Origin of the sequence: Pseudarthrobacter oxydans (assembly GCF_030812335.1) — a bacterium.
Classification (GTDB): domain Bacteria; phylum Actinomycetota; class Actinomycetes; order Actinomycetales; family Micrococcaceae; genus Arthrobacter; species Arthrobacter oxydans_B.
Genome location: NZ_JAUSSN010000003.1, coordinates 191369 through 214664, shown reverse-complemented (window position 1 = coordinate 214664; position 23296 = coordinate 191369). Strand labels below are relative to the sequence as shown.

16 protein-coding genes are annotated in these 23296 nt (G+C 67.9%); 10 read left to right on the top strand and 6 right to left on the bottom strand.

Annotated elements, in window-relative coordinates; all coding sequences use genetic code 11:
- Positions 1 to 101 precede the first annotated feature (101 nt).
- Positions 102 to 605, bottom strand: a complete 504-nt coding sequence (locus J2W14_RS06255) for an Rv3235 family protein (protein ID WP_307459941.1) — start codon at positions 603 to 605, stop codon at positions 102 to 104.
- 104 nt (positions 606 to 709) lie between these two features.
- Entirely contained in the window at positions 710 to 1519 is an 810-nt protein-coding gene (locus J2W14_RS06250) for a LysM peptidoglycan-binding domain-containing protein (RefSeq protein ID WP_307459938.1), read from the bottom strand.
- A gap of 132 nt (positions 1520 to 1651) precedes the next feature.
- Between J2W14_RS06250 and J2W14_RS06245 the strand changes: the two genes are divergently transcribed.
- On the top strand, positions 1652 to 2257 hold the full coding sequence (locus J2W14_RS06245; protein WP_307459935.1) for a hypothetical protein: 606 nt from the start codon (positions 1652 to 1654) through the stop codon (positions 2255 to 2257).
- A 68-nt stretch (positions 2258 to 2325) separates the two neighbouring features.
- On the opposite strand, the gene J2W14_RS06240 is transcribed toward J2W14_RS06245, so the two are convergent.
- Positions 2326 to 2541, bottom strand: coding sequence for a helix-turn-helix domain-containing protein (locus J2W14_RS06240; RefSeq protein WP_307459933.1), 216 nt, complete (start codon positions 2539 to 2541; stop codon positions 2326 to 2328).
- A 148-nt stretch (positions 2542 to 2689) separates the two neighbouring features.
- On the opposite strand from J2W14_RS06240, the gene J2W14_RS06235 reads away from it, so the two are divergent.
- Genes J2W14_RS06235 through J2W14_RS06220 form a run of 4 tightly spaced genes read left to right on the top strand, consistent with a single transcriptional unit; the run spans position 2690 to position 11125 of the window.
- On the top strand, positions 2690 to 3334 hold the full coding sequence (locus tag J2W14_RS06235; protein ID WP_307459931.1) for a hypothetical protein: 645 nt from the start codon (positions 2690 to 2692) through the stop codon (positions 3332 to 3334).
- Complete coding sequence (locus tag J2W14_RS06230) at positions 3331 to 4686, top strand: AAA family ATPase (RefSeq protein ID WP_307459928.1); 1356 nt, start codon at positions 3331 to 3333, stop codon at positions 4684 to 4686. Before J2W14_RS06235 ends, J2W14_RS06230 begins: the two co-directional genes overlap by 4 nt.
- A gap of 59 nt (positions 4687 to 4745) precedes the next feature.
- Positions 4746 to 9620 (top strand): NAD-glutamate dehydrogenase, encoded by a 4875-nt coding sequence (locus J2W14_RS06225; RefSeq protein WP_307459926.1) that lies wholly within the window; start codon positions 4746 to 4748, stop codon positions 9618 to 9620.
- 35 nt (positions 9621 to 9655) lie between these two features.
- Complete coding sequence (locus tag J2W14_RS06220; protein ID WP_307459923.1) at positions 9656 to 11125, top strand: sensor histidine kinase; 1470 nt, start codon at positions 9656 to 9658, stop codon at positions 11123 to 11125.
- Positions 11126 to 11268: 143 nt separating this feature from the next.
- Here the strand turns inward: J2W14_RS06220 and J2W14_RS06215 are convergent, their stop codons facing one another.
- Positions 11269 to 11517: a WhiB family transcriptional regulator gene (locus tag J2W14_RS06215; protein WP_003804966.1), complete on the bottom strand. Its 249-nt coding sequence runs from the start codon at positions 11515 to 11517 to the stop codon at positions 11269 to 11271.
- A 241-nt stretch (positions 11518 to 11758) separates the two neighbouring features.
- Between J2W14_RS06215 and J2W14_RS06210 the strand changes: the two genes are divergently transcribed.
- A complete protein-coding gene (locus J2W14_RS06210; RefSeq protein WP_370871205.1) occupies positions 11759 to 12250 on the top strand; it encodes a hypothetical protein in 492 nt (163 codons plus the stop codon).
- A 67-nt stretch (positions 12251 to 12317) separates the two neighbouring features.
- On the opposite strand, the gene J2W14_RS06205 is transcribed toward J2W14_RS06210, so the two are convergent.
- Positions 12318 to 16250: an FtsK/SpoIIIE domain-containing protein gene (locus tag J2W14_RS06205; protein ID WP_307459921.1), complete on the bottom strand. Its 3933-nt coding sequence runs from the start codon at positions 16248 to 16250 to the stop codon at positions 12318 to 12320.
- A gap of 187 nt (positions 16251 to 16437) precedes the next feature.
- On the opposite strand from J2W14_RS06205, the gene glf reads away from it, so the two are divergent.
- The 4 genes from glf to J2W14_RS06185 are packed head-to-tail and all read left to right on the top strand — an operon-like array spanning position 16438 to position 21243.
- Entirely contained in the window at positions 16438 to 17625 is a 1188-nt protein-coding gene (gene glf / locus J2W14_RS06200) for a UDP-galactopyranose mutase (RefSeq protein WP_307459918.1), read from the top strand.
- Positions 17622 to 19613, top strand: a complete 1992-nt coding sequence (locus J2W14_RS06195; protein WP_307459916.1) for a glycosyltransferase — start codon at positions 17622 to 17624, stop codon at positions 19611 to 19613. Before glf ends, J2W14_RS06195 begins: the two co-directional genes overlap by 4 nt.
- Entirely contained in the window at positions 19614 to 20483 is an 870-nt protein-coding gene (locus J2W14_RS06190; RefSeq protein WP_307459914.1) for an ABC transporter permease, read from the top strand.
- Position 20484: 1 nt separating this feature from the next.
- Positions 20485 to 21243 carry an ABC transporter ATP-binding protein gene (locus tag J2W14_RS06185; RefSeq protein ID WP_307459912.1) on the top strand — a complete coding sequence of 253 codons (759 nt, stop codon included), beginning with the start codon at positions 20485 to 20487 and terminating at the stop codon, positions 21241 to 21243.
- A gap of 54 nt (positions 21244 to 21297) precedes the next feature.
- Here the strand turns inward: J2W14_RS06185 and J2W14_RS06180 are convergent, their stop codons facing one another.
- The gene (locus tag J2W14_RS06180; RefSeq protein WP_307459909.1) at positions 21298 to 23289 is read right to left on the bottom strand and encodes a DUF6541 family protein; all 1992 of its coding nucleotides are present in this window, start codon (positions 23287 to 23289) and stop codon (positions 21298 to 21300) included.
- Positions 23290 to 23296 lie beyond the last annotated feature (7 nt).

Here is a 23296-nt window from a genome sequence, read left to right as displayed (position 1 = left end):
GCATGCTCCGGTCCTCTTTCGTTGCTGCTTCCTCCTCCTCCTTTCCTCGGTTCCGTGAGTCGGACCCCCAGCGGGTTTCCACGGACGGCTTACCCTGGCTGTCAGCCGATTTCCAGCACGGTGACCCGCCAGGCAAGCCTGCTTCGCTCCAGCCTCAACGCGACCGCCCGGACCCGCAGCTCCTCGACCACGACGGCACTGGCCTCATAGACGTCATCGGAGACCCGGCAGGCCCGGACCGAGCGGACCGAGGGATTGCGGTGCAGGCGTCCGGCGGTCGGTGACGCCCCGCACGGCACCCTCCGGGTCAGGGCGGCCCGGTGCTGCAGGGCCGCAAGGCAGCGTTCGTCGAGCCGCCGGGCGAGCTGCTGCGCCGGCCGGGTGCCGGCCAGCACCTCGATGGCGGCCTGTACCGTGCTGCGGCAGATCGCACAGATCTCGCGGTCCTCATCGGTGACGCGCAGCGGCGTCGCCGGAATGCCGGGACCGGACGCGGGGGTGGCCACCGGGGTGGCCGGGTCGGCGCCCCCGGGGACCAGGCGCAGGGGCGTGGCAGGGGATGCGGGGGCTCCCGCGGCGGCGCGGGGGCTGGGCAGGGCGCTCATGTCGGATTCCTTTGCTGTTGGCTGGCGGTTTGGACTGCCGTGCGGTTCTGGTGTTGCTGGTGGTTACGGTGGAGCCGCTGATGTTTCCCGCGGCGTCTGCGGATTCAGTGCCCGGGCGGAAGCTGGAGCACCTGGCCCGGCCTCAGGAGGTTGGGGTTCCCGCCGATGATGTCCCTGTTGGCCTGATAGATCAGGGGCCAGTCCAGGGCGATGTCGACGTCGGAGGCGAAGGGCCCCAGCCGGGCAGACGACAGGCTCCACAGCGAATCTCCGGCGCGGACCGTCACCTCCGCGGACTGGGCGCCGGGCTGCTGTTGCCGCAGCGGGCGTCCCGCCAGGGGGCCGGGTTCGACGACGGGGCTGAGTGGCCGCCATTGTGGCTGGGCCACGGCCGGAGCGTCCGGCTGCGGCCCGGGGGGTGCGATGGTGGCGGGCCGCGGAGTCCCGGTTGTGGCCGGGGCCGCCGGCGGCGTCCACGCGGCGGATGCTGCCGGCGCGGACCCTGGGGTTCCGGGGCCGGCCGGCAGGGGAGAGGCGGCGGCCAGCGGTGCGGTGACCAGCTGGAGTCCGACCGCGGCCAGGGCGAGACGGCGCATGAAGGCGGGCGTGAATTTTCCGGCAGCCGAGGCGGCGCGGGCGTTTCCGCAACGGTCGAGGAGTGCCGCCGCAACAGCAATGACACAGGACATCCCCCACCAGACGATGACGATCAGGCCGGCGGTGTTGGCCGCAACGCCAAGCTGGTCCTCAAACCCGAGGGGCAGCTGCCGGCCCGGGGATGACCGCCAGCGCTGGACGTTGCTTCCGCCGATTGCGGCAAGGATGACTCCGAGCAACAGGATGACGGCGGCCATGGCCGCGTCGGCGTGAAATGCGCGCCGGCGCCCGGCTGGTGGGAATTCTGCTGCGCTCATGGTCCGACCGCCTCACCTGAAATAACACCTGAACTGATGGCGTTTGATACCGTTTGATACTGTTTGATCTTGTTACGAACAGTTTGATCCCTCAGGAATGCATTTGTCCAGAGATAATTCAAAAAGACGTTGTTGACCCTTGCGGCCCGGCGCGTCTACGCTGACGCCATGCGCTGGGATGCCCTGTTCGATGACCTGGAGACGCAGCTGGCCGCCAGCGAGCGCCTGGATCTCGACGCGGAAATCGCGGAACGGACCCGGACGGAGTCGGCGGCGGTGGAACTCGCAGACCGGCTGCGCGGCTCGCTGGGGCTGCTGATCGTCGTCGAACTTGCGTCCGGATCGACGTTCCAAGGGACCCTGAGCCACGCTGGGAGCCAGGCGCTCCTGCTGGATGAACCGACGCACCAGGTGCTGGTTCCCTATGCATCGGCCGTCCGCTATCTCGGGCTCTCGCGGCTCGCCGTGCCCGAGCCGTCCAGGGTCCGGCAAAGACTGGGCCTGGCCAGCGCCTTGCGCGGACTGGCACGGGACCGCACCGGCCTCGCCGTCCTGATCTCCGGCGGCTCGACGGGTGAAACGACGCTCCACGGCGTAATTGACCGGGTCGGTCGCGACTACCTTGAGCTGGCGGTCACCGGCGAGGGCGAGGACCGGCGGGCGGCCAACGTCCGGCAGCTGGCGACCATCCCTTTTGCCGCGCTGGCCGGCATCAGGTCGGCCCGGGCCCCGGGCTAGGAAGCACAATGAAGGGGCCGGCGCCGCAGCGCACGCGGGACGCCCGGCTCAGTGAGTCGACGCCGGGCTCAGCGAGTCTTGGACTTGGCCTCTTCGATCATCCTGCTTGCCTCGGCGTACCGCTCCTCGATGTACTGCTCGAGCATCTTTTCCTCGACACGCCACTGGCCGCGGCCGCCCACCTGAATGGCCTTGAGCTGGCCGCTGCGCACGAGCGCGTAGGCAGCCGGGGCGTTGATCTGGAGCTGCTCTGCGACGTCGGCAAGGGTCAGGAATCGGGGCATAACTTCATTTTGCCACCAATGGCTTCGTCTGAGGCCGATATCCACAGTTTGCACTTCTTTGTCCCGGCACCTTCCCGTCACGGCGCGAAGGCGTAACAATGATGAGGCCCGGCCGGTGCCGGGCGGCGACTACGGGGGGAGCAGGCGCATGAGTGGGAGCGCGGTGGCCGGCGGGGCGCGGCTGAAGAAACCATCCTGGAAAGATCCCAGGCTGCTCATCGGTATCCTGCTCGTCCTGGCCTCCGTTGCAGGAGTCGTCTCCCTCGTCGGCGCCGCGGACCAGACAGCGGAGGCCTACACCGCACGCGAGGCGATCGCCGTGGGCGAAAAGCTGACCCCGGACAAATTGAACCGCGTCAAAGTCCGTCTGGGCGATGTGGAGCAGCAGTATCTGACGCCCGCGTCCGGCGTGCCCGACGGGCTCGTTGCCGTCCAGAGAATCGGCAAGGACCAACTGGTGCCGCGGGGGAGCTTCGGGCAGGTCGATGGCCTGGACCGGAAACCGGTCGCGGTCACCATCGATGAGGCGCTGCCGCCGCAGGCGGTTGCCGGGTCACGGGTGGATGTCTGGGTTGCGCTGCCCGACGACCGGAACGGGTTCATCCAGCCGACCCTGCTGTTGCCGGGCGCAGAAATCGCCCAGATCGCCCCGGGCAGCACCGCACTGGGGTCGGACCGGTCCACCGTCGTGATGGTGCTGGTGACGGACGGGCAGATGCCCAATCTGCTGGGCGCGCAGGCTAACAAGGCGAAGATCTCCGTGGTCTGGAACCCGGGAGGCACAGGCCGATGAGCATCCCGGTCGTCACTGTCGGGGATTCGCGGGAGGACCTGGTCGGCAGGCTGGAGCGGCTTCACGGGCCGGTGTCCGTCGTCCGGCGGTGCAGCGAACTGGCGGAACTGCTGGCGGCGTGCCAGGGCGGCCTGGCCCGGGCCGCCGTCGTGGCGCAGGGCAGCGAGGAGTTGACGGCGTCGCTGGTCGACCGGCTGTCCGCCGTCGGTGTGGCCGTCCTGGCCCTGACCGACAGTCCGGAGGAAAAGGCCCGGCTGCAGGGGATCGGCGTGGACACCGACATCACCGGAGTCGACGCCGCGGCCCTCGCCAGCCGCATCGCGGGGGCGGTGGCACGCCTGGCCGGCCCTGACCCGCGGCTTCGGCGCGCAGACGGCCCCGGCTCTACCGACGCCCCGACGCCCGGCCGTTCCGGCGCTGCTGCCGCGGAGGGGCCCGGCGCGACCCCCGGCCACTCCGGACGTGCTGCCGCCGCGGGGCCGGAAGGATCCGGCGCCGGGCAGATCATTGCGGTGTGGGGCCCGGCCGGATCGCCGGGCCGGACCATGCTCGCGGCCAACATGGCGGCCGAACTCGCCGCCGAGGGTAAATCGGTGTTGCTGGTGGATGCCGACAGCTACGGTGCCAGCGTCGCAGCCATGCTGGGACTCCTGGACGAAGCCGCAGGTCTCGCGCAGGCCTGCCGTCTGGCCGATCAGGGCCTCCTCGACGCCGAAGCGCTGCTCCGGATTGCGGCGCCCGTGGTGACCAGGGCGGGAACCTTCAGAGTGCTGACCGGGATCACCCGGGCGGACCGCTGGACTGAACTTCGCGCCGCGGCGCTGTCCCTCGTCCTGGCTCGTGCCCGGCAGGTCGTGGACGTCACCGTTGTCGATACGGGATTCTGCCTCGAAAGCGACGAAGAGCTGAGTTTCGACACGATGGCGCCGCGCCGGAACGCCGCGACGCTGAGGAGCCTTGAACTGGCGGACACCGTGTTCGCCGTCGGGGCGGCTGACTCGATCGGCGTCCCGCGGCTGGTCCGGGGTCTGGCCGAACTGGAAGCGGCCGTCCCGCAGGCGTCCCCGCGGGTGGTGCTGAACAAGGTCCGTCAGTCCGCGGTGGGGCGTTCCCCGGAGCGGCAACTGCGCGACGCCTGGGAGCGGTACGGCCCGACCGCGCCGCTGTCGGCGTTCCTCCCGGCAGATCCCGTCTCGAGTGATGCGGCCCTGCTTTCCGGATCGCTGCTGCTCGAAGCTGCGCCGGATTCCCCGCTCCGGAAGGGCATCGCCGGATTGGTTTGTGCACCCGTCCAGCAAAACAGCCGATCCTCTGTATTTTCCACCACAGCGAAGCGCCTGCTTAAGGGCTAGGCTCGCCATGAGGGCCGCAAGGAAGCGGCCATGAACTTTCTTGATGGAGGCGTTTGTCGATGTCGTCTGGGTCCAGCGTGGAGGATCAACCCGTTTCGATCGGTGCCGGAGAAGGCTACCTGCGGGACTACTACGAGCACATCGCCGGGGAAGACGCCCGGGCTTATCCCGCGGAGTTGCTCGCGGCACGGGCGCAGACGCACCGCCAAACGGCGGCACAGCGCTTCCCGGGCAACGCCAACATCACCATCTCCGACGAAGCCGACCGCAGTGTCGTCTACATCGTCACCGACGATATGCCCTTCCTCGTTGACTCGGTCAACGCCGAACTGGTCCGGCAGAACGCCCCCATCCACCTGGTGATGCACCCGCTGTTCGTCGTGACCCGCAATCGTGAGACCGGGGAGCTGGTTCGGGTCGCCCGGGTTCCCTCGCACCTGGGCATCTCCAGCGGCGACACGGCGGCGATGCCCAACCTGTCGCACCTGATCGCCCAGGGCGACAACGCCTCCCACATGGAGTCCTGGATCGCCGTCGAAATCGACCGCGTCGACGACGCGAAGCGCGCGGCGCTGACCGAGGGCATCGGCCGGGTGCTCAACGATGTGCGCGCCGCCGTCGAGGACTGGCCGAAGATGCGGAACCGGGCCATCCAGATCGCGGCGGACCTGGACAAGCTCGCCAATCCGGCGCAGATCGCCGAACTCCGCCAGGCCCAGGAACTGCTGCGCTGGCTGGACGACGGGAACTACACCTTCCTCGGCTACCGCGAATACGACCTCAAGAACGAATCCGGCGAGGATGTCCTGGAACCCCGGGAGGAGAGCGGACTGGGGCTGCTGCGCGCCAGCGCCGACACACCGCACCAGATCCAGCACCTCACGGAGACCGGCCGCAAGAAGGCACGCGAAAAGCGCGCACTCGTCATCACCAAGGCCAACTCACGCTCCACCGTTCACCGCTCGGCCTACCTGGACTACATCGGCGTCAAGAGCTTCGACGCAGCCGGCAATGTCAACGGCGAACGACGCTTCATCGGACTCTTCGCCACCACCGCGTACGCCGGATCCGTGCGTGACATCCCCGTGGTCCGGGAGAAGGTCGCCGCGGTCCTGCGGGATGCCGGCTTCCCGCCGGATTCACATTCTGGCAAGGACCTGCTGGGCATCCTCGAAACCTACCCCCGCGACGAGCTCTTCCAGATCGAGATCCCCGACCTGGCCGCCATTGCCACGAGCATCCAGCGGCTGCAGGAACGCCGCCGGACCCGGCTGTTCCTGCGGCCGGACATCTACGGCCGCTTTATGTCCGCCCTCGTCTACCTTCCGCGCGACCGGTACACGACCAACGTGCGGCTGCGCATCGAGCAGGAACTGCGCGAGACCTTCAACGCCGTGTCCATCGACTACGAGGCGCGGATGACCGAATCCGCCCTGGCGCGGCTCTTCTTCCGGATCCGGCTTCCGAAGAACGCCGATGTCGGCAACGTCAACACCGACGACCTCGAAAAGCGGTTGGTCCGCGCGGCCCGCTCGTGGAGCGAAGGCATCGCCGAGGTCCTGCACGCCCGTGCCGACGGCGCCGGCGGCATCAAGGAAAACCGCGCCAAGGAGCTTGCCGCCGTATGGGCCGAGGCCTTCCCGGCGAGCTACCGCGTCGACTACGAGGTGGAGGATGCCCTTGAGGACATCGCCCGCTTCGAGAAGTACGGTGCCGCCGCCGCCCGGGCCGGGGAAGCCGTCAAGGAACATCCCGGCGTCCACGTCTACCTCCCGGACGGCGCCGGCGCGACGCTGGAAGAGGACGCCCGCGTCAAGCTCTACATGCTCGAACCCAAGAGCCTGAGCCAGATCCTGCCCTACTTCCACAACCTGGGCCTGGAAGTCCTGGACGAGCGCCCGTTCGAGATCGAAACCGCCGACCACCGGGACTTCTTCCTCTACGACCTGGGCCTGAAGTACCCGGCCGGGGTGGACCCGCTCAAGACCGGCCAACTGCTCGCGGACTCCTTCGGTGCCGCGGTGTCCGGTGCGGTGGAATCGGACAGCTTCGACCGGCTCGTCCTGCGCGAGGGAATGCACTGGCGCCAGGTCGTTGTGCTGCGCGCCTATGCCAAGTACATGCGGCAAATGGGCAACACCAACTCCTACGGCTTCCTGTCCGACACCCTGCTGGCCAACCCGGACGTCAACCGCGGGCTCAGCGCCCTGTTCGAAGCCCGCTTCGATCCCTCGCTGGACGAGGAGGCACGCCGGACCAGGCAGGACGAGGTCCTCACCGGACTGAACGCCGCCATCGAACAGGTCGCGACCCTCGACGCCGACCGGGTGCTGCGGACCTTCAAGAACCTGATCCTGGCGACGCTGCGGACCAACTACTACCAGAACAAGCCGCACCTGAGCTTCAAGCTGAACCCGTCCGCCATGGAGGGCCTGCCGTTCCCGCGGCCCATGTTCGAGATCTGGGTCTACTCGCCCCGGGTCGAAGGCGTGCACCTGCGCTTCGGCAAGGTCGCCCGCGGCGGGCTGCGCTGGTCGGACCGGCGCGAGGATTTCCGCACCGAGATCCTCGGCCTGGTCAAGGCCCAGACGGTCAAGAACGCCGTGATTGTGCCCACCGGAGCCAAGGGCGGGTTCTACGCCAAGCAGCTCCCGGACCCGGCCGCGGACCGCACCGCGTGGATGGCGGAGGGCGTCGAAAGCTACAAGACCTTCATCCGCGGACTCCTGGACGTCACCGACAACCTCGTCACGACGCCGGAGGGCGAGCAGCTGGTGCCGCCGGCCGACGTCGTACGGCACGACGACGCCGACTCCTACCTCGTCGTCGCGGCTGACAAGGGAACGGCCTCCTTCTCCGACATCGCCAACGGCCTCGCCGCCGAATACGGTTTCTGGCTCGGCGATGCCTTCGCCTCCGGCGGCTCCGTCGGCTACGACCACAAGGCCATGGGCATCACCGCCCGCGGTGCCTGGGAATCCGTCAAGCGCCACTTCAGCGAGCTGGACCTGGACACGCAGTCCGAGCCGTTCACCGTCGTCGGCGTCGGCGACATGTCCGGTGACGTGTTCGGCAACGGCATGCTGCTGTCCAAGCACATCCGGCTGCTGGCGGCCTTTGACCACCGGCACATCTTCCTCGACCCCACCCCGGACGAGACCGTCTCCTTCGCCGAGCGCCAGCGGCTCTTCGAGCTGCCCCGCTCCTCCTGGGACGACTACAACAGGTCAATGATCAGCGAGGGCGGCGGGGTGTTTGCCCGCCAGGCCAAGTCCATCCCGGTCTCGGACCAGGTCAGGGCGGCGCTCGGACTGCCCGACGGGACCACCCAGCTCAGCCCGCCCGAACTGCTGCGCGCGATCCTGCTCGCCCCGGCCGACCTGCTGTACAACGGCGGAATCGGCACCTACGTCAAGGCCAGCACCGAAACCAACGCCGAGGTCGGCGACAAGGCCAATGACTCCATCCGCGTCGACGGCCGCGACCTGCGCGTGAAGGTGGTCGGTGAAGGCGGAAACCTGGGCATGACGCAGCGCGGCCGGATTGAGGCGGCCCTCCAGGGTGTCATCCTGAACACCGATGCGATCGACAACTCCGCCGGCGTGGACTGCTCCGACCACGAGGTCAACATCAAGATCTTCGTGGACCGGATGGTTGCGGCAGGGAAGCTGGATCCCGCGGAGCGTTCGGACTTCCTGGCATCGATGACCGACGAAGTCGGCCGCCTCGTGCTGGAGGACAACATCGACCAGAACATCCTGCTGCTCAATGACCGGATGCGGGTCTCCGAATGGAGCCCCAGCTACGAGCGGCTGATGGACTGGCTGGAGAAGACCGCCGATCTCAAACGCGATCTGGAGGCGCTGCCGACCACGGAGACACTGCGCGAGCGGCTGGAGCAGGGCCAGGGCCTGACCTCGCCCGAGCTTTCGGTGCTGGCGGCCTACGCCAAGATCGAACTTGCCTCCGCGCTCCGGGACAGTGACCTGTCCGAGGACCCGTGGTTCCGGAAGACCCTGCGGGCCTACTTCCCGCAGCAGCTGCGCGACAGGTTCGACGCCGAGCTCGACACCCATCCGCTGCGGCGCGAAATCATCGCGACTGTGGTGGCGAACGACATGATCAACATGGGCGGCATCACCTTCGTGTTCCGTGCCATGGAGGAGACCTCGGCCACCGAGGCCGCCGTCGCCAAGGCCTTCGTGGCGCTCCGCGAGGTGTACGAGCTGAACATCATGGTCGCCGAACTCAACGAGCTGCCCGCATCCTTCCCCACGGAGCACTGGAGCACCGTGCACCTGGACATCCGCCGGCTCCTGGACCGGGCCGTGCGGTGGGTCCTGAGCCAGGGCAACGCCTCCCGGCCCATTGCCGAGATCGTCGGCGAGTTCAAGCCGCTGATGGATCCAATGCGGGCACGCCTGCTGGACTACCTGCGCGGCGACGACCGTGCCCGGGTGGCCGAATGGCTTGAGAAGGCGCGCGGCTGGGACCTGCCCGAGGACCTGGCCCACCGCTGGGCGGAACTGTTCGAGAGCTTCGTGCTGCTCGACATCGCCAAGATCGTCCACGTCAGCCCGGAACCCGTCGAGAACATCGCCCATGTTTACTACACGGTGTTCAACCGCTTCCACGCCGACTCGCTGCTGGAACGCATCACCAAGCTGCCCCGGAAGGACCGCTGGCAGGCGCTGGCCCGGGCGGCTCTCCGTGACGATCTTTACTCGACCGTTTCGGATATGACGACGGCGGTGCTGGAGGCCACGTCTCCGGAACTGCCGGCGGAGGAGCGGCTTCTGGCCTGGGAGAGCCAGAATGTTGAGCAGCTGGACCGGGCGAAGAGCATGTTTGACGAGGTGAACGCCCTCGAGGCCGATGACATGGCCTCGCTGTCGGTAGCATTGAGGCTCTTGAGGTCAATCGTCCGACGCTAGGCAGCTGGGCTGCCGGCGTCGCAAATGGAGGTGCTGTGGCAATCTTTACGGACCCTATCAGGGAGCATGCTGATTTCGGGCCGGGGGATGCCGAGTGGCTGCACCTCCTCGTCGGCGACTGGCAGATGGTCGCGGACCTGGCGTTCGCGGACCTGGCGCTGTGGTTTCCGCACCCTGAGTTCGGCTACGTGGCGCTGGCCCACGTCCGCCCCTCCACCACGCATACGGTGTTCCATGCCGACTTCGTGGGGGAGGGGATCAGGTCGGACCTGCAGCCCCTGGTCGACAAGGCGTGGGAGAGCCGCACCATTGAGCGCTCCAACGAGACCAACTGGAGCAGCGAGATGGCCCTGCGGGTCGAGGCCGTGCCGATGGTCCGCAACGGCCGGACCCTGGCGATCGTCACGACCCACATGGACCTCTCCAGCTCCCGGATGCCCTCACGGCTGGAGCTGACCTACCGGCAGTGCGCCTATGACCTGCTGCGGATGGGGACCCTGGGGCTGTGGCCGGACTTCGCCTCGCCCACCGGGTCGCGCCGCGGCGCGCCCCGCGTCGGTGACGGCCTGATCCGGCTCGACGCCGAGGGTATCGTCCAGTACGCGAGCCCCAACGGGGTCTCGGCGTTCCGCCGGCTCGGTGACGGCGAGTCCCTCGAGGGCCGGAGCCTGGCCGAGGTGACCGCGGGCCTGCTGAGGGACCGCCGCATGGTGGACGAGACCCTGCCCCTGGTTGTCACCGGGCGCATGCCGTGGCGCAGTGAAATCGAGTCCCGCGGGGTCAGCCTGTCGCTGCGGGCGATTCCCCTCCGCGACGAGCAGCAGCGCTTTGGCGCCCTGGTGCTTTGCCGCGACGTCTCCGAGCTGCGGCGGCGGGAGATGGAACTCGTGACCAAGGACGCCACAATCCGTGAGATCCACCACCGCGTGAAGAACAACCTGCAGACTGTCGCTGCGCTGCTGCGGATGCAATCGCGGCGGATGGTCAGCGACGAGGCCAAGCAGGGACTCGAACAGGCGATGCGGCGGGTGGCCACGATTGCCCTCGTGCATGAGACGCTGTCGCAGGGCCTGACCCAGAGCGTCGACTTCGATGAGCTCATCGGCCGGCAGTTCCGGCTCTCGGCCGAGGTGGCCTCCCCGTCACAGCAGGTGAAGACGGCCCGTTCCGGACTCTTCGGCGAGCTGCCGAGCGACTTTGCCACGCCGCTGGCCCTGGTGATCAACGAGCTCGTGACAAACGCCGTCGAACACGGCCTGGAGGGCCGGACCGGTACTGTCTGGCTGATCGCGGACCGTTCCGAAAGCGAGGACGGCGAGGAGCTGCTCACCGTGACGGTGGCGGACGACGGGGTCGGCATCCCGGCCACCCCCTATGTGGAGGGACTGGGCCTGCAGATCGTGCGGACCCTGGTGACGAGCGAACTGGGCGGCAGCATCCAGTGGAAGGCCCGGGAGGGCGGCGGCACCGCTGTCCAGATTGTCCTGAGCCTGGCGAAACGGTAGCGCGGCGGCTGAGTCCTGCGGCCTGCCGGCCGCCCGCCGGATCGGTTGGTTAACGCACAATGGCCGCAGACGAAGGTCTGCGGCCATTGTGCGTCCTGCCGCTCACAGCGGATCGCCGGCGGGCCGGCTTCAGGGACCTGCTGTCAGGAGGCGCGGCGGGCGCGGGCAGCGCGGCGCTTCAGGGCGCGGCGCTCGTCTTCGCTCATGCCGCCCCAGACACCGGCGTCCTGTCCGGACTCAAGTGCCCACTGCAGGCACGTGTCGACGACGGGGCATCGACGGCAGACACTTTTGGCTTCCTCGATCTGCAGGAGGGCTGGGCCGGTGTTTCCTACGGGGAAGAATAGCTCCGGGTCCTTGTCAAGGCACGCTGCGCGGTTACGCCAATCCATGCTGATCAGTCACTCCATTTCCTGGGCACACGTTAAAAGGCCTTTGTGAAATTATTCACTAGAGGCTTCATAAGAAAGGGGCCCTCTGGGGCCCCCTTGGTCAACTGGATTAAGCGTGTCATGTTAACGCTGCGTAAACAAGGGGTACTTGGCTGCAAAATACCTCGGGATCGTGAGCGATGCATCACATTGGCTGGCGGTGACCTCACATCTGGCCGACTATGTCCGGTACTGTGCCAGTGTGTCAAGCGCCCCTGAAGACCCCTCCGAACCTGCCGATAACCGCGGCGCCGACCCCGCCGCGACCCCGGCAGGCGGCGCCGGGACCGGCGCTCCCGCACGGCCCGCAGGAATCCTGGTGATTGCGATCGTCGTGGCCCTGGAGGCGACCGCGCTGCTGGTGGCGGCCATCTGGTACGGGAGCCAACTGCTGACCGGCGCCCCGGTGCTCTCCTTCTGGGGGGCCGTGTTCACGCTGGGGCTGCTCCTGGCCTTCTCCGCCTGGCTCTATGCGGTATCCACTTTCCTGTTCCGCGGCTACCGGTGGCCGCGCGCCGGCGCCCTGGTGGCGCAGCTCTTCACGCTCACGATCGGCTTTCCAACACTGACGGGCGGATACCCGCTGGCGGGCCTGGCCATGCTGGTGCCGGCCGTTCTTGCCATTGTCCTGCTGTTCGACAAGCGGGTTATCGCGTTCGCTTCACGCGCCGGCGGGGCACCGCCCGCCCTGTAGCCGTTCCTGCAGCCGTGCCCGCAGCCGTTCCTGTCGCCGTGCCCGCAGTCCGGCCGGCGTGCGGTGTTCACGGTCCGCTGCCCTCGGAGTCGGCAGCCGGATCAAACGCCAACTGCACCGCCCGTGCCCGCCCGTCCGAAATCAGGACGGCGCGGCCCGGCGGAGGGTTCTGCTCCAGTTCGAACCTGACTGCGAACAAGTCTCCGTCCATCAACGCCCGCGGCGCGAGCAGCACGCCCCGTCCCGGGCCCGCCGCATTCTGCACCAGCGGCACCCGCAGCCGAAGGCCCGGGCTGAATCCCGCCGTCAGGACCACCCGCCAGCCGAGGGTGTTGAGCAGGAGCAGCCGGTTGTTGGTTCCGGGTGACTGCAGATCGAGGTCGTCCGCCACGAGAATCGCCGCCGGGTCCAGGGCGCCGGCGAGCGCAGCGTCATGGGTCCCGGCCCACCATGGCTCCGGATCCCTCGCCGCCGGGCACCGAAGCCAGCCCGCGCCGGGATTGAGGCCCGGCAGGGCCGACAGCAGCGACGTCTTCCCGGACGCGTGGCCACCAAGGACGGCCAGGACAGCCCCGGCAGGCAGCGGGACGTACGCCGGCACGAGTTCGTCGCCTTCGACCCCGAGGCACAGCTGGCCCGGCGGCGCACCCGGGCCGGCCGCGGTGCCGGACCGGACGTCGGCGACCGTCACCCGCACGGGAAGCGGCTCGATGCGGAACGGCCGGGTACGGGCGGCCGGGGCAGGCCCGTCGGCGGCGGGGGAGCGGGGTTCGAAGAGCTGTCCCACGTGGCCGGACGCCGAGGACGCAGCAGACAGCGGCCCGAAGACCACCACCCGACCGGCTACCGGCGCGGTGGCAGGCAGCCGGGGCCAGGCGACCCGCCCCTCTTCCGTGGAGCCGGCGGGCAGGAAGATCCGGTTCGGGACGGCGGCAAAGAACCGTGAGGTGACCAGCTCGCGTTCACCCGCGACCAGCACGGTGATCCCCGCCCGGGCGCCGTCGCGGACGATGTCCTGGACCAGGTCCTCGGCCCACGCCAGCGGCCCGGCCCGGAACGCCGACACCCAGGACCCCCACCCGCACAGTGCGAGGACGAGGTCAGGCGCGCCGGCCGTCCGGGCGGTGCCCAGCCTCCGGGGCAGTTCTTCGGCAACGCGCTCGAGCACCCGCGCCGACCGGCGCAGCTCGTGCAGTCCCACAACCGCCCCGGCCCTGGGGTGGGCGGCCGCTGTGCCGAAGGAACCGGCGGCATCCAGAACGTACAGATGCGATTCGTGCTCGCCGTTGAGGAGCTGCTCGACGATGAGCCTCAGGGCGGCGTCGGCACCACCGGCGAACCCCGAGACCAGTCCAAGGTGGCCGTGCGCGGCCGGATCCCAGCCGAACTCGGCCACGCGCTGTTCCTCGGGAAGGTCCAGCAGCCCCAGCCTGATCCGGCTGCGGTCCCCGCCGGCGGGGTACGGCACCTCCCGGGGCAGGGGCACCGCGACAGGACGGCGCGGGTTCGGACTGCCGCTGGCCGCCCAGGCTGCCGTGACCGCTGCCGCCAGCCGGGCCACCGCCGCGGACGGCGGCGGCGGGGTCGCGCCGCCCGCACTGCCGGGGGACCGGGCGGCGGCCGGGCGGTTGAGGAGTTCCATCGCCTCCGTCACGGTCGGACCGCGGGCCGTCGTGGGAACGGGTGGCGTGAGGGTGGCCGTCTGGAACTCCTCCGGGGCCCCGTTTCCGCGGACCACGTAGGCGCGACCCGGACTCGTCACCGGGATGGCGGCCGCCACCCGGGAATTGATGATGTCGAGGGATTCGAGCTCGGATTGAACCCGCAGGGCGATGCAGCTGGTCACGTTCGCGCGGATATCCGCGGACACGGCCCCCTGCGGCCGCTGGGTAGCCATGATGAGGTGGATCCCCAATGAACGGCCGATGGCAGCGATCCGCATGAGCTCTGCCAGCGCGTCAGGCGCCTCGTCGACCAGCATCCTGAATTCATCAATGATGAGGACCAGATGGGGCAGCGGCGGACCGCGCGGATCAAGTGCCTCATAGGCCGTGAGATCGGCGGCCTGATGCGAGGCGAGGAGCACTTCCCGGCGGCGGACTTCGGCCCCCAGGGACACCAGGGTCCGCGCCACCTCATCAAGGTCGAGATCGGTGAGGAGCCCGACGCAGTGGGCCAGGCCTGCCAGCGGCCGCAGGCCGGATCCGCCCTTGAAATCGATAAACAGCAGATTGATCCGGTCAGGGGGATGAGCGGCCGCCAACGCCGCCGCGAGGGTCCGGAGGAATTCGGATTTGCCGGATCCCGTGGTGCCCGCCACCAGGAAGTGGGGACCGTCGGCCTGGAGATCCAGCCGCAGGGGGCCGGAACTTCCGATACCGACCGGGACGGGAAGCCCGCACGCGGCCGTGGACTCGGCCCAGCGCGAGGATACGTCCGCTGCGGAGACCGGCAGCAGCCGCGCCAGCGAACAGGCCCCGGGGATACCCGTCCCGGGCGCTGGCGCCGGGGCCCGTGCCCCCAGCCGGCGGCAATTCCGGTCGAAGACGCCGGAGGGCACAAGATCCGGAGTGAACTCCAGCGACGAGCCGGCCGCTGAGAGCCACGCGGTGCGCCCGGTGAGAACCAGGGCCGCGCCGGCAGCCGGGGGCGGTTCGCCGGCGCAGTCGATCACCTGCCAGCCGCGGCTGACCGCCACGGCGCGCAGCCCGGCCGTGCGGAGGGCAGCGACGATGATCAGGACCCCGCGCTCATAGTCCCGGCCCGGGCCGGCCGCCAGGGTCTCCAGCGTTGAACCCTCATGCGCGGAGAGGATTGCGGCCGGCAGGAAGCGCGCGGCAAGCAGCGACGGGCTTGGACCGTGGATGAGGATCCTGGTCCGCCGGGCCGCCGCATACCCGGCAAGCTGCACCACCAAGGACCTGACCAGCCCGGCCACAGACGGTTCCGGGCCACGCAGCGTCGTCACTGCCGTCGAGGGATCAAGGGTCACCGGCATCCTGCCGAGCAGCGGCGGGCGGAACGCGGGATCCGGCGGGTCCAGCCGGATATTCGCGCTTTGCTGTGCCTGTCCGAGCCGCAACCAGACCGGGCCGTTCCTGGCGGAAACCCTCAGCGGGCCCGGATCCGCTGAGGCAACCCCCAGCGACAGCTCACCGGCGGATGGTGCGGCACGCCGTCGTCGTTCCTTGTCCTCCCGCGCTGCGGCGGCGACCGCGGCCCGGAGTTCGCGGCGCTGCCTCCTGCCCGCGGCGACGGGCACGAGAACCGAAACCGCGGACACGGCGGTGAACGCCAGGAAGATCCACATTCCGGTCAGGACGGCCAGCCCGACACCGATGGCCAGCGGCAGCGCAGCCGCCAGCAGCAGCGCCGCCCTGTTGCTGTGCGCCGCGGGGTTGCTGACCACCAGCGGTGCCGTGACGTCGGACCCGGCAGCGGCCAGGCTGGCTGGATCCCCGGTGCCGCCGAAGACCAGGGACATCGACGAGCCTCCGCAGGAAATCAGGGAATCCGTGGAGACGACCGCCTTGTGGACCTGCTTTCCGTCGACCCGGACCCCGTTGGCACTTCCGAGATCGAGGAGGGTGACGGCGGAATCGGTCACCTCCAGCAGCGCATGTTCGCGCGACAGTTCGGCATCCGGAATAACGATCCCCGTTCCGCCGCGGCCGATCCGGAAGCGCCCCCGCCGCAACGGAAAGACCAGCCCGGCCCCCGGCCCGCTGTGCACGGCCAGTGCGAGCGGCGCCATGCCCCGGGCGGCTGCCGGGGCAGCGCCGTCCACCAGAACGGCCCCCTGGACGAGGGGGCCCTCCCCGACCTTCAAGTCGGCCACCGGCACCCGGCCCACCGACAGCGTCCCGGTGCCGTAGCGCCGGGAAAGAACCGCCTGCAGATCCGCGCCGGGACACCTGTCGGGCAGCTCGATCGCCAGTTCCACCGGTCCGGCGCGGAGGGCGGACCCCGGAGCCGCAACCAGGGTGCAGTGCAGCATCATCGAGGAACAGTCCTTTCCCGCGGCGTCGTTTGGATCCCACGGTAGGCGTGGTTTCCCGGACCCGGGGCAGGGTATTCGGCCTATGTGGACGAAGGCGTGCGTGGCCGATTCCGTTGGGCGCTCGGGTAGGCTAGAGCAGCAGACAATGCACAACATTGCGCTGCCCGCATTCGAACCAGGAGAGTTTGTGACCGCTGACCTCGTCATCGTAGGGTCGGGCTTCTTCGGCCTGACAATCGCAGAACAGGCCGCCACAGAGCTGGGCTTGAAGGTCGTTGTCATCGACCGCCGCCACCACATCGGCGGCAACGCCTACAGCGAAAAGGAAGAGCAGACCGGCATCGAGGTGCACCGCTACGGTGCGCATCTGTTCCACACCTCCAACGAGCGCGTCTGGGAGTACGTGAACCGGTTCACGACGTTCACCAACTACGTGCACAAGGTGTACGGCGTGCATAAGGGTGAGGTCTACTCCCTGCCGATCAACCTCGCCACGATCAACCAGTTCTTCCGCGCGAACCTGACGCCGGGGCAGGCGAAGGAGCTGATCCTGGAACAGGCCGGGGAGCTCGCCGGCACGGATCCGCAGAACCTGAACGACAAGGGCATCCAGCTCATCGGCCGGCCGCTGTACGAGGCGTTCATCAAGCACTACACCGGCAAGCAGTGGCAGACGGATCCGAAGGACCTGCCCGCGGGCATCATCTCCCGCCTCCCGGTGCGCTACAACTACGACAACCGGTACTTCAACGACACCTACGAGGGCCTCCCGACGAACGGCTACACCGCCTGGATCGAAAAGATGGCCGACCACCCGAACATCGAAGTCCACCTCAACACCGACTTCTTCGACGAGTCGCAGGAATACAGCAAGAACAAGGTCGTCGGGAACATCCCCGTGGTCTACACCGGACCCGTCGACCGCTACTTCGACTTCGCCGAGGGCGACCTCTCCTGGCGCACCATCGACTTCGAGGAAGAAGTGCTCGACGTCGGCGATTTCCAGGGGACGTCGGTGGTCAACTACAACGACGCCGATGTCGCCTACACCCGGATCATCGAGCCGCGCCACTTCCACCCGGAACGCGACTACCAGACGGAAAAGACCGTCATCATGCGCGAGTTCTCCCGCGCGGCCGAGAAGGGGGACGAGCCCTACTACCCGATCAACACCGCCGCGGACCGGGAGCGCCTGCTCAAGTACCGTGACCTGGCGGCGGCCGAGAAGGACGTCCTCTTCGGCGGACGGCTCGGCACGTACAAGTACCTCGACATGCACATGGCCATCGGCTCTGCCCTGGCCATGTTCGACAACAAGATCCGGCCGCATTTCGAGGCCGGCGCCACGATTGAAAGCGGAGGGGTGGACGCATGAGCGCCGCTGAAGGAACCACAGACTGGGCCACAATCCAGCGCGTCATCCTGCCCTCGGCGGACCAGCCGGACACGGTTTCCCTGTACGCGGACGCCGGGACGGCCAGCGGCATCCGGCTGCGCGAGAACGACGAGCTGGCCCGGACACCGAAGCTTCCCGAAGACAAACTGCAGATGTTCAGCTCCGGCAGCCAGCAGGCGCACTTCGAGGACCTCCTCACCCGGCATTCGATGCGCGTCCGGTCCGGTGAACAGATCTCCTTCGGCACCTATTTCAACGCCTTCGCCGCGAGCTACTGGCGGCGCTGGACGTCCGTTCGGGACATCCGGCTGGTCGTCCGGACCAGCGGCACCGGCACGGTCACCGTGTACAAGTCCAACGCCCGCGGCTCCGTCCAGCGCGTCGACGGTGTCCACGTCGACGGCGACAGCACCTCGGTGTTCGAGCTGTCGCTGAAGCCGTTTGGCGACGGCGGGTGGTACTGGTTCGACCTTGCCGCCAGCGCGGACGGACTGGTGCTCGAGAGCGCCCAGTGGGAAGCGCCGGAAACGGGCGCCCCCAAGGGGCAGGTCACCCTCGAAATCACGACCATGAACAAGCCTGACTTCTGCCTGAACAACGCCCGCATCCTGGCGGACAACCCGGACGTCCTCGAAAACGTCAAGGAAATCCTGATCGTGGACCAGGGCACGCAGAAAGTCGAGGACCAGGAGGGCTTCGCCGCCGTCCGCGATGCCCTCGGCGGCAAGCTCCGGATCATCAACCAGGCAAACCTTGGCGGCTCCGGAGGCTTCGCGCGCGGCATGTTCGAGGCCGTCGAAAACGGCAGTGACTACGCCCTGCTGCTCGACGACGACATCGTCGTCGAACCCGAAAGCATCGTGCGGCTCCTGACGTTCGCCGACCGCTGCCGCAAGCCGACGATCGTCGGCGGCCACATGTTCGACCTCTATAACCGCAGCGTCCTGCACACCTTCGGCGAGGTCGTGGACCCCTACCGGATCGTGCCGGCCCTGCCCCACGCCGACATGGAGACCCGGCACGACTTCAGCGTCGCGAACCTTCGCCAGACCCCGTGGCTGCACCGCCGCGTGGACGTGGACTACAACGGCTGGTGGATGTGCCTGATCCCCACCAAGGTGATCCGGGAAATCGGGCTGTCGCTGCCGCTGTTCATCAAGTGGGACGACGCTGAATACGGACTGCGCGCCCGGGAAGCCGGCTTCGCCACGGTCTCGATGCCGGGCGCTGCCGTCTGGCACGTGTCGTGGATCGACAAGGACGACCTGGTCGGCTGGCAGGCCTACTTCCACGCGCGTAACCGGCTGATCACCACACTGATCCACAGCCCGTACCCCAAGGGCGGCCGGGTGCTGCGCGAGTCTTTCCAGTCCGACGTCAAGCACCTCGTATCGATGCAGTACTTCACCGAGCACGGACACATCGAAGCGCTGCGCGACCTCCTGAAGGGTCCCGACGACCTCCACCAGGTGCTCGGCACCAAGCTGCCGGAAATCAACGCCCTGAAGGCCGACTACCCGGACGCCCAGCTGAAGGACGACGTCGATGACTTCCCGGCGCCCAAAATCGGCCGCGGACCGATGGGCGGGACCGTGGTGGGGCTGCCCAGCAAGAAGCAGCTCATCCCCTGGGGCATCAAGACCGTCGCGCGGCAGCTGATCAAAGCGCCCGGCCCGGAAAGTGCCGAAAGGCCGCAGGGGTATCTGGCCCACCGGGACAACCGCTGGTACAGGGTGGCCCACTATGACAGTGTCGTGGTGTCCAACGCCGAAGGCACGGGCGCGTCCTGGTACCAGCGGGACCCCAAGAAGCTGAAGTCCATGCTGACCGAAACCACGAGGCTGCACCTGCAGCTCTACCGCGAGTGGGAGACGCTTGCCCGGCAGTACCGGTCCGCCGTAGCGGAGATCAGCTCCTTCGACGCGTGGAAGAAGACGTTCGAGGCGAACTCCAAGGACGGCGACTAGATGGCGGGTCCAACCGACCAGATGCTGAAGCCCGGAAGCGGGCGGGGGCTCCTGGATGTTTACGGCGACCGGTTCCTCCTGAAGCTGCTGGTGCGCAAGGAAATCAAGGTGCGGTACCGGGGCTCCGTGCTGGGGCTCCTGTGGTCGTACGTCAAGCCACTCGTGCAGTTCCTGATCTACTTCGTGGCGCTTGGCGTCTTCCTGGACCTCCAGCGGGGTACGCCCAACTATGCGATCTATCTCTTTGCCGGGATTGTGCTGGTCAACTTCTTCACGGAGTGCCTCTCCAACGCCACCCGGTCCATCGTCGATAACCGCGATCTGATCCGGAAGATCTACCTGCCGCGGGAACTTTTCCCGGTCGCCACGGTCTGGGTGTCCGCCGCGCACTTCCTGCCACAACTCCTGGTGCTGGTCGGGGCCTGTCTCGTTGTGGGATGGACGCCGTCAATCCTGCAGATCGCCGCCGCCGTCCTGATCTTCCTCATGGTCGCGGTTCTCGCCACCGGCCTGGGCCTGATCTTCGGCGCCGTCAACGTTTACTTCCGCGATTCCGAGAACATCGTCGACATGATCGTCATGGTGGTGACGTGGGCGTCACCGGTCCTCTACGTGTGGACGATGGTCGAGAACGTGATGGGCTCCTGGTTCTGGGTCTACCAGCTCAACCCGATGACGGTCGCCGTCGAGGTCTTCCACTGGGTCTTCTGGGAACCGACGCTCAACGCCGAACAAATGGGGATCGAGACCATTCCCCCGGGCCTGCTGACGCTCTGGCTGCCGATCGCCATGATGATCTCCCTCGGCCTGCTGTTCCTCGGACAGCTGACGTTCCGCCGGCTCGCCGTCCACTTCGCACAGGAGCTCTGACATGACCTCGCACGGCCATGTGGCCATCAGCTGCATCGACCTCCGGAAGCAGTTCGTCCTGCGCCACACCCGTTCCCTCAAAGAGGCCCTTGTCTGGCTGGTGAAGGGCCGGAAGGGCGACCTGTCGAAAAAGTTCCTGGCACTCGACAACGTTTCGCTGGAGGTCAGACAGGGCGAGACCGTGGCGCTGATGGGACTCAACGGCTCGGGAAAATCAACCCTCCTGAAGCTGATCTCCGGCGTCCTGCAGCCCGACGGCGGAACGGTGCGCACGCGCGGCCGGGTGGCCGGACTCATTGAAGTCGGCGCAGGCTTCCACCATGACCTCAGCGGACGGGACAACGTCTACCTCAACGGTGCCATCCTCGGCATGACCGAGAAGCAGATCGACGAGAAGTTCGACTCGATCGTGGAGTTCTCCGAGATCGGTGAGTTCATCGACACCGAGGTGAAGTTCTACTCCTCCGGCATGTACCTGCGGCTGGCGTTTTCCATCGCCGTGCACACGGATCCGGAGGTCTTCCTGATCGACGAGATTCTCGCGGTGGGGGACGAGCCCTTCCAGCGCAAGTGCATCGCAAAGATCAAAGAACTCTCGGAAATGGGGAAGACCCTGTTCGTGGTGAGCCACGACCTGGATCTGGTCGCCACCGTCTGTGAGCGGGGCGTGCTGCTCGAGCACGGCAAGGTGGTCATGGACGGGGACGTCCATGAGGTTGTGGCAGAGCTGCGGCGGCGTTCCACCACGCACCAGAACTAGAAGCAGCGCCGCCGGGGACACGCTTTAGGGTGTCCCCGGCGGTGTGCGTGCCCGTCAGACGCCGCAGACGGTGAACTTGTAGAGCTTGGCCTTGCCCTGGCTGTCGATCAGCTGCAGGCCGGTGTTCGTGTCCAGATGCGTCAGGCCGGCGACCATGTGGTTTCCGCCGTGGACTTCCTCAGTGCCGAAGTCCAAAATATAGAATCCTCTTTCCTGCCGGACGGCGTCGCAGACGCTGGGATCCGTAGTCACCGACCCTGCCGATTCGTAGATCTTCTCGACTGCCGGGGAGACGCTGCTGAGGATGTGGAGTTGCGCCGACTTCCGGTCGCCGAGGGCGTAGGACAGCGCCGCACCCGTGTACGGGTTGCTGATCAGGACGGCGTCCGCAGGCACCGAGTATTGGAGCCGCCGGATAAGGGCCAGTTCGTCGGTGGAGACGAGGGGGGAATCAGCCTCGAGTGAGTAGCGGGAGGCCGCTTGCTGCACTTCTTTTTCCAGCCCGCCCTGCTGCCCAACGACTATGGCGGCAAGTATCAGCACGGCCCCGACGGCGGCGCGGTATGCGACCCGCGCCGGACGTTGCCAGCGGTCAGGGCCTTCAGTGGCGTATTTGAGGGCGGGATATCGGCCACGGGCCGCTGCCAGCCGCTCGGCGACCCAGTTCAATCCGACACCTACCAGCAGCACCGCCACGAGCGGCAGGAGCGCCGCGAGGCGGTAGCTGTCGTTGTACCAGACGCCCCCGACGAAGTCCCTGACGGGTGAGACGGGAAATCCAGCCACAGTGATGAACAGCGCCGAGAAGATCACGAAGACCAGGCCGATCCACCCATAGCGCGCCGGGTACCTGAAACAGACCCAGAGGCCGAGAAGCGCCAGGGGCGCCACCAGCCACGCCGGGGGCAGATCCATGGGGGCTATGGCCAGCGCTTCACCGAGGGCCTGCGGAATGGTGTGGTACGGGCCCCAAAAGGCCGCCGCCGCAGGCGGCCGGAGGAAGATCCACAGGAGGAGGAAGGCGACGCCGTAGGCTGTCACCGCGGCCAGGTACCGCGCAAGGCGGTACCTGCCGGTGTCTCTGTTCCGCCAGACGGACGGGAAGGTCTTTCCGACAAGGTAGGCCACCATGGGCAGTGTCCACGTCAGCCAGGCCATGAACGTGGTGGGGTGCGCGACGACGAGCCCGGTGAGGCTCAACAGCAGCGCCAGAAGCGTGGCAAGATCGCGCCGGGGCTGTCCGGGAGCCAGACCGGCGAGTGAGGCCGCCAGCGAAACGCCCGCCGGAAGGATGCTGATGGCCAGCAGATTCGGGTACAGGACACCGAAGTCCATCATCAGGATGGGGAACGCGCCCAGGGAGGCGCAAGCGATGGCAGCGCCCATGGTCACCGACGGTCGCGTGCCGACTATCCACCTGGTCATGAGCAGGCAGCCAAGGGGCCAGAAGACGGCAGCGAGGACGATGCTCGTGATGTTGACGGCGGCGGCCACCTCCGCTCCGGTGACGGAGGCGACGAGCGAAGCCACGGCGTTCCAGCCCGCCGGGTAGAAACCGCCGCCGGTCATGCCGCCGATGGTAAGTGAAGAGGCCTGGCCGGTATCGAGAGCGTATTTGACCGAGTTCAGATGGAAGACCGCGTCGTAGGTCTGCGAGAAGGCCTGGGGGGTGCCGATGACTTTGACCGCGCTGGCAGCTATCAGGAACGCAGCGATGCCGAAGGCGGCAAACGGCGCAGCCCGGTCCAGCGCTCCCGGCCCAGGGGAGTCCGGCTGCTGCCCGTCAGAACGGGCGGAGCGAAGCCGCGCAGCGAACATCCCCGCTGCGGCCACCGCGAGTGCCATGGCCGCTACCGGGATCAGCCCGAAGGCCACATTCACGAATGGAGTCAGTGTCGACGTTGCCACGATGAGGCCAACCGACAGCGCCGGGGCAAGGCCGAGCGCGTCGAATCCCCTGAAGCGCAGCGCCAGGGCGACGAGTAGCCCCGGCGAAATCAGGAGAACAGCTGCTCCGAGAATCTGCGGTAAGGCCGACCACCACATGCTGCCG

What these genes read in the sequence shown, in the direction of transcription:
- J2W14_RS06255 (WP_307459941.1), bottom strand. Translation starts at nt 605, where the DNA reads ATGAGCGCCCTGCCCAGCCCCCGCGCCGCCGCGGGAGCCCCCGCATCC.
- J2W14_RS06250 (WP_307459938.1), bottom strand. Translation starts at nt 1,519, where the DNA reads ATGAGCGCAGCAGAATTCCCACCAGCCGGGCGCCGGCGCGCATTTCAC.
- J2W14_RS06240 (WP_307459933.1), bottom strand. Translation starts at nt 2,541, where the DNA reads ATGCCCCGATTCCTGACCCTTGCCGACGTCGCAGAGCAGCTCCAGATC.
- J2W14_RS06235 (WP_307459931.1), top strand. Translation starts at nt 2,690, where the DNA reads ATGAGTGGGAGCGCGGTGGCCGGCGGGGCGCGGCTGAAGAAACCATCC.
- J2W14_RS06230 (WP_307459928.1), top strand. Translation starts at nt 3,331, where the DNA reads ATGAGCATCCCGGTCGTCACTGTCGGGGATTCGCGGGAGGACCTGGTC.
- J2W14_RS06225 (WP_307459926.1), top strand. Translation starts at nt 4,746, where the DNA reads ATGTCGTCTGGGTCCAGCGTGGAGGATCAACCCGTTTCGATCGGTGCC.
- J2W14_RS06215 (WP_003804966.1), bottom strand. Translation starts at nt 11,517, where the DNA reads ATGGATTGGCGTAACCGCGCAGCGTGCCTTGACAAGGACCCGGAGCTA.
- J2W14_RS06205 (WP_307459921.1), bottom strand. Translation starts at nt 16,250, where the DNA reads ATGATGCTGCACTGCACCCTGGTTGCGGCTCCGGGGTCCGCCCTCCGC.
- J2W14_RS06195 (WP_307459916.1), top strand. Translation starts at nt 17,622, where the DNA reads ATGAGCGCCGCTGAAGGAACCACAGACTGGGCCACAATCCAGCGCGTC.
- J2W14_RS06190 (WP_307459914.1), top strand. Translation starts at nt 19,614, where the DNA reads ATGGCGGGTCCAACCGACCAGATGCTGAAGCCCGGAAGCGGGCGGGGG.
- J2W14_RS06185 (WP_307459912.1), top strand. Translation starts at nt 20,485, where the DNA reads ATGACCTCGCACGGCCATGTGGCCATCAGCTGCATCGACCTCCGGAAG.
- J2W14_RS06180 (WP_307459909.1), bottom strand. Translation starts at nt 23,289, where the DNA reads ATGTGGTGGTCGGCCTTACCGCAGATTCTCGGAGCAGCTGTTCTCCTG.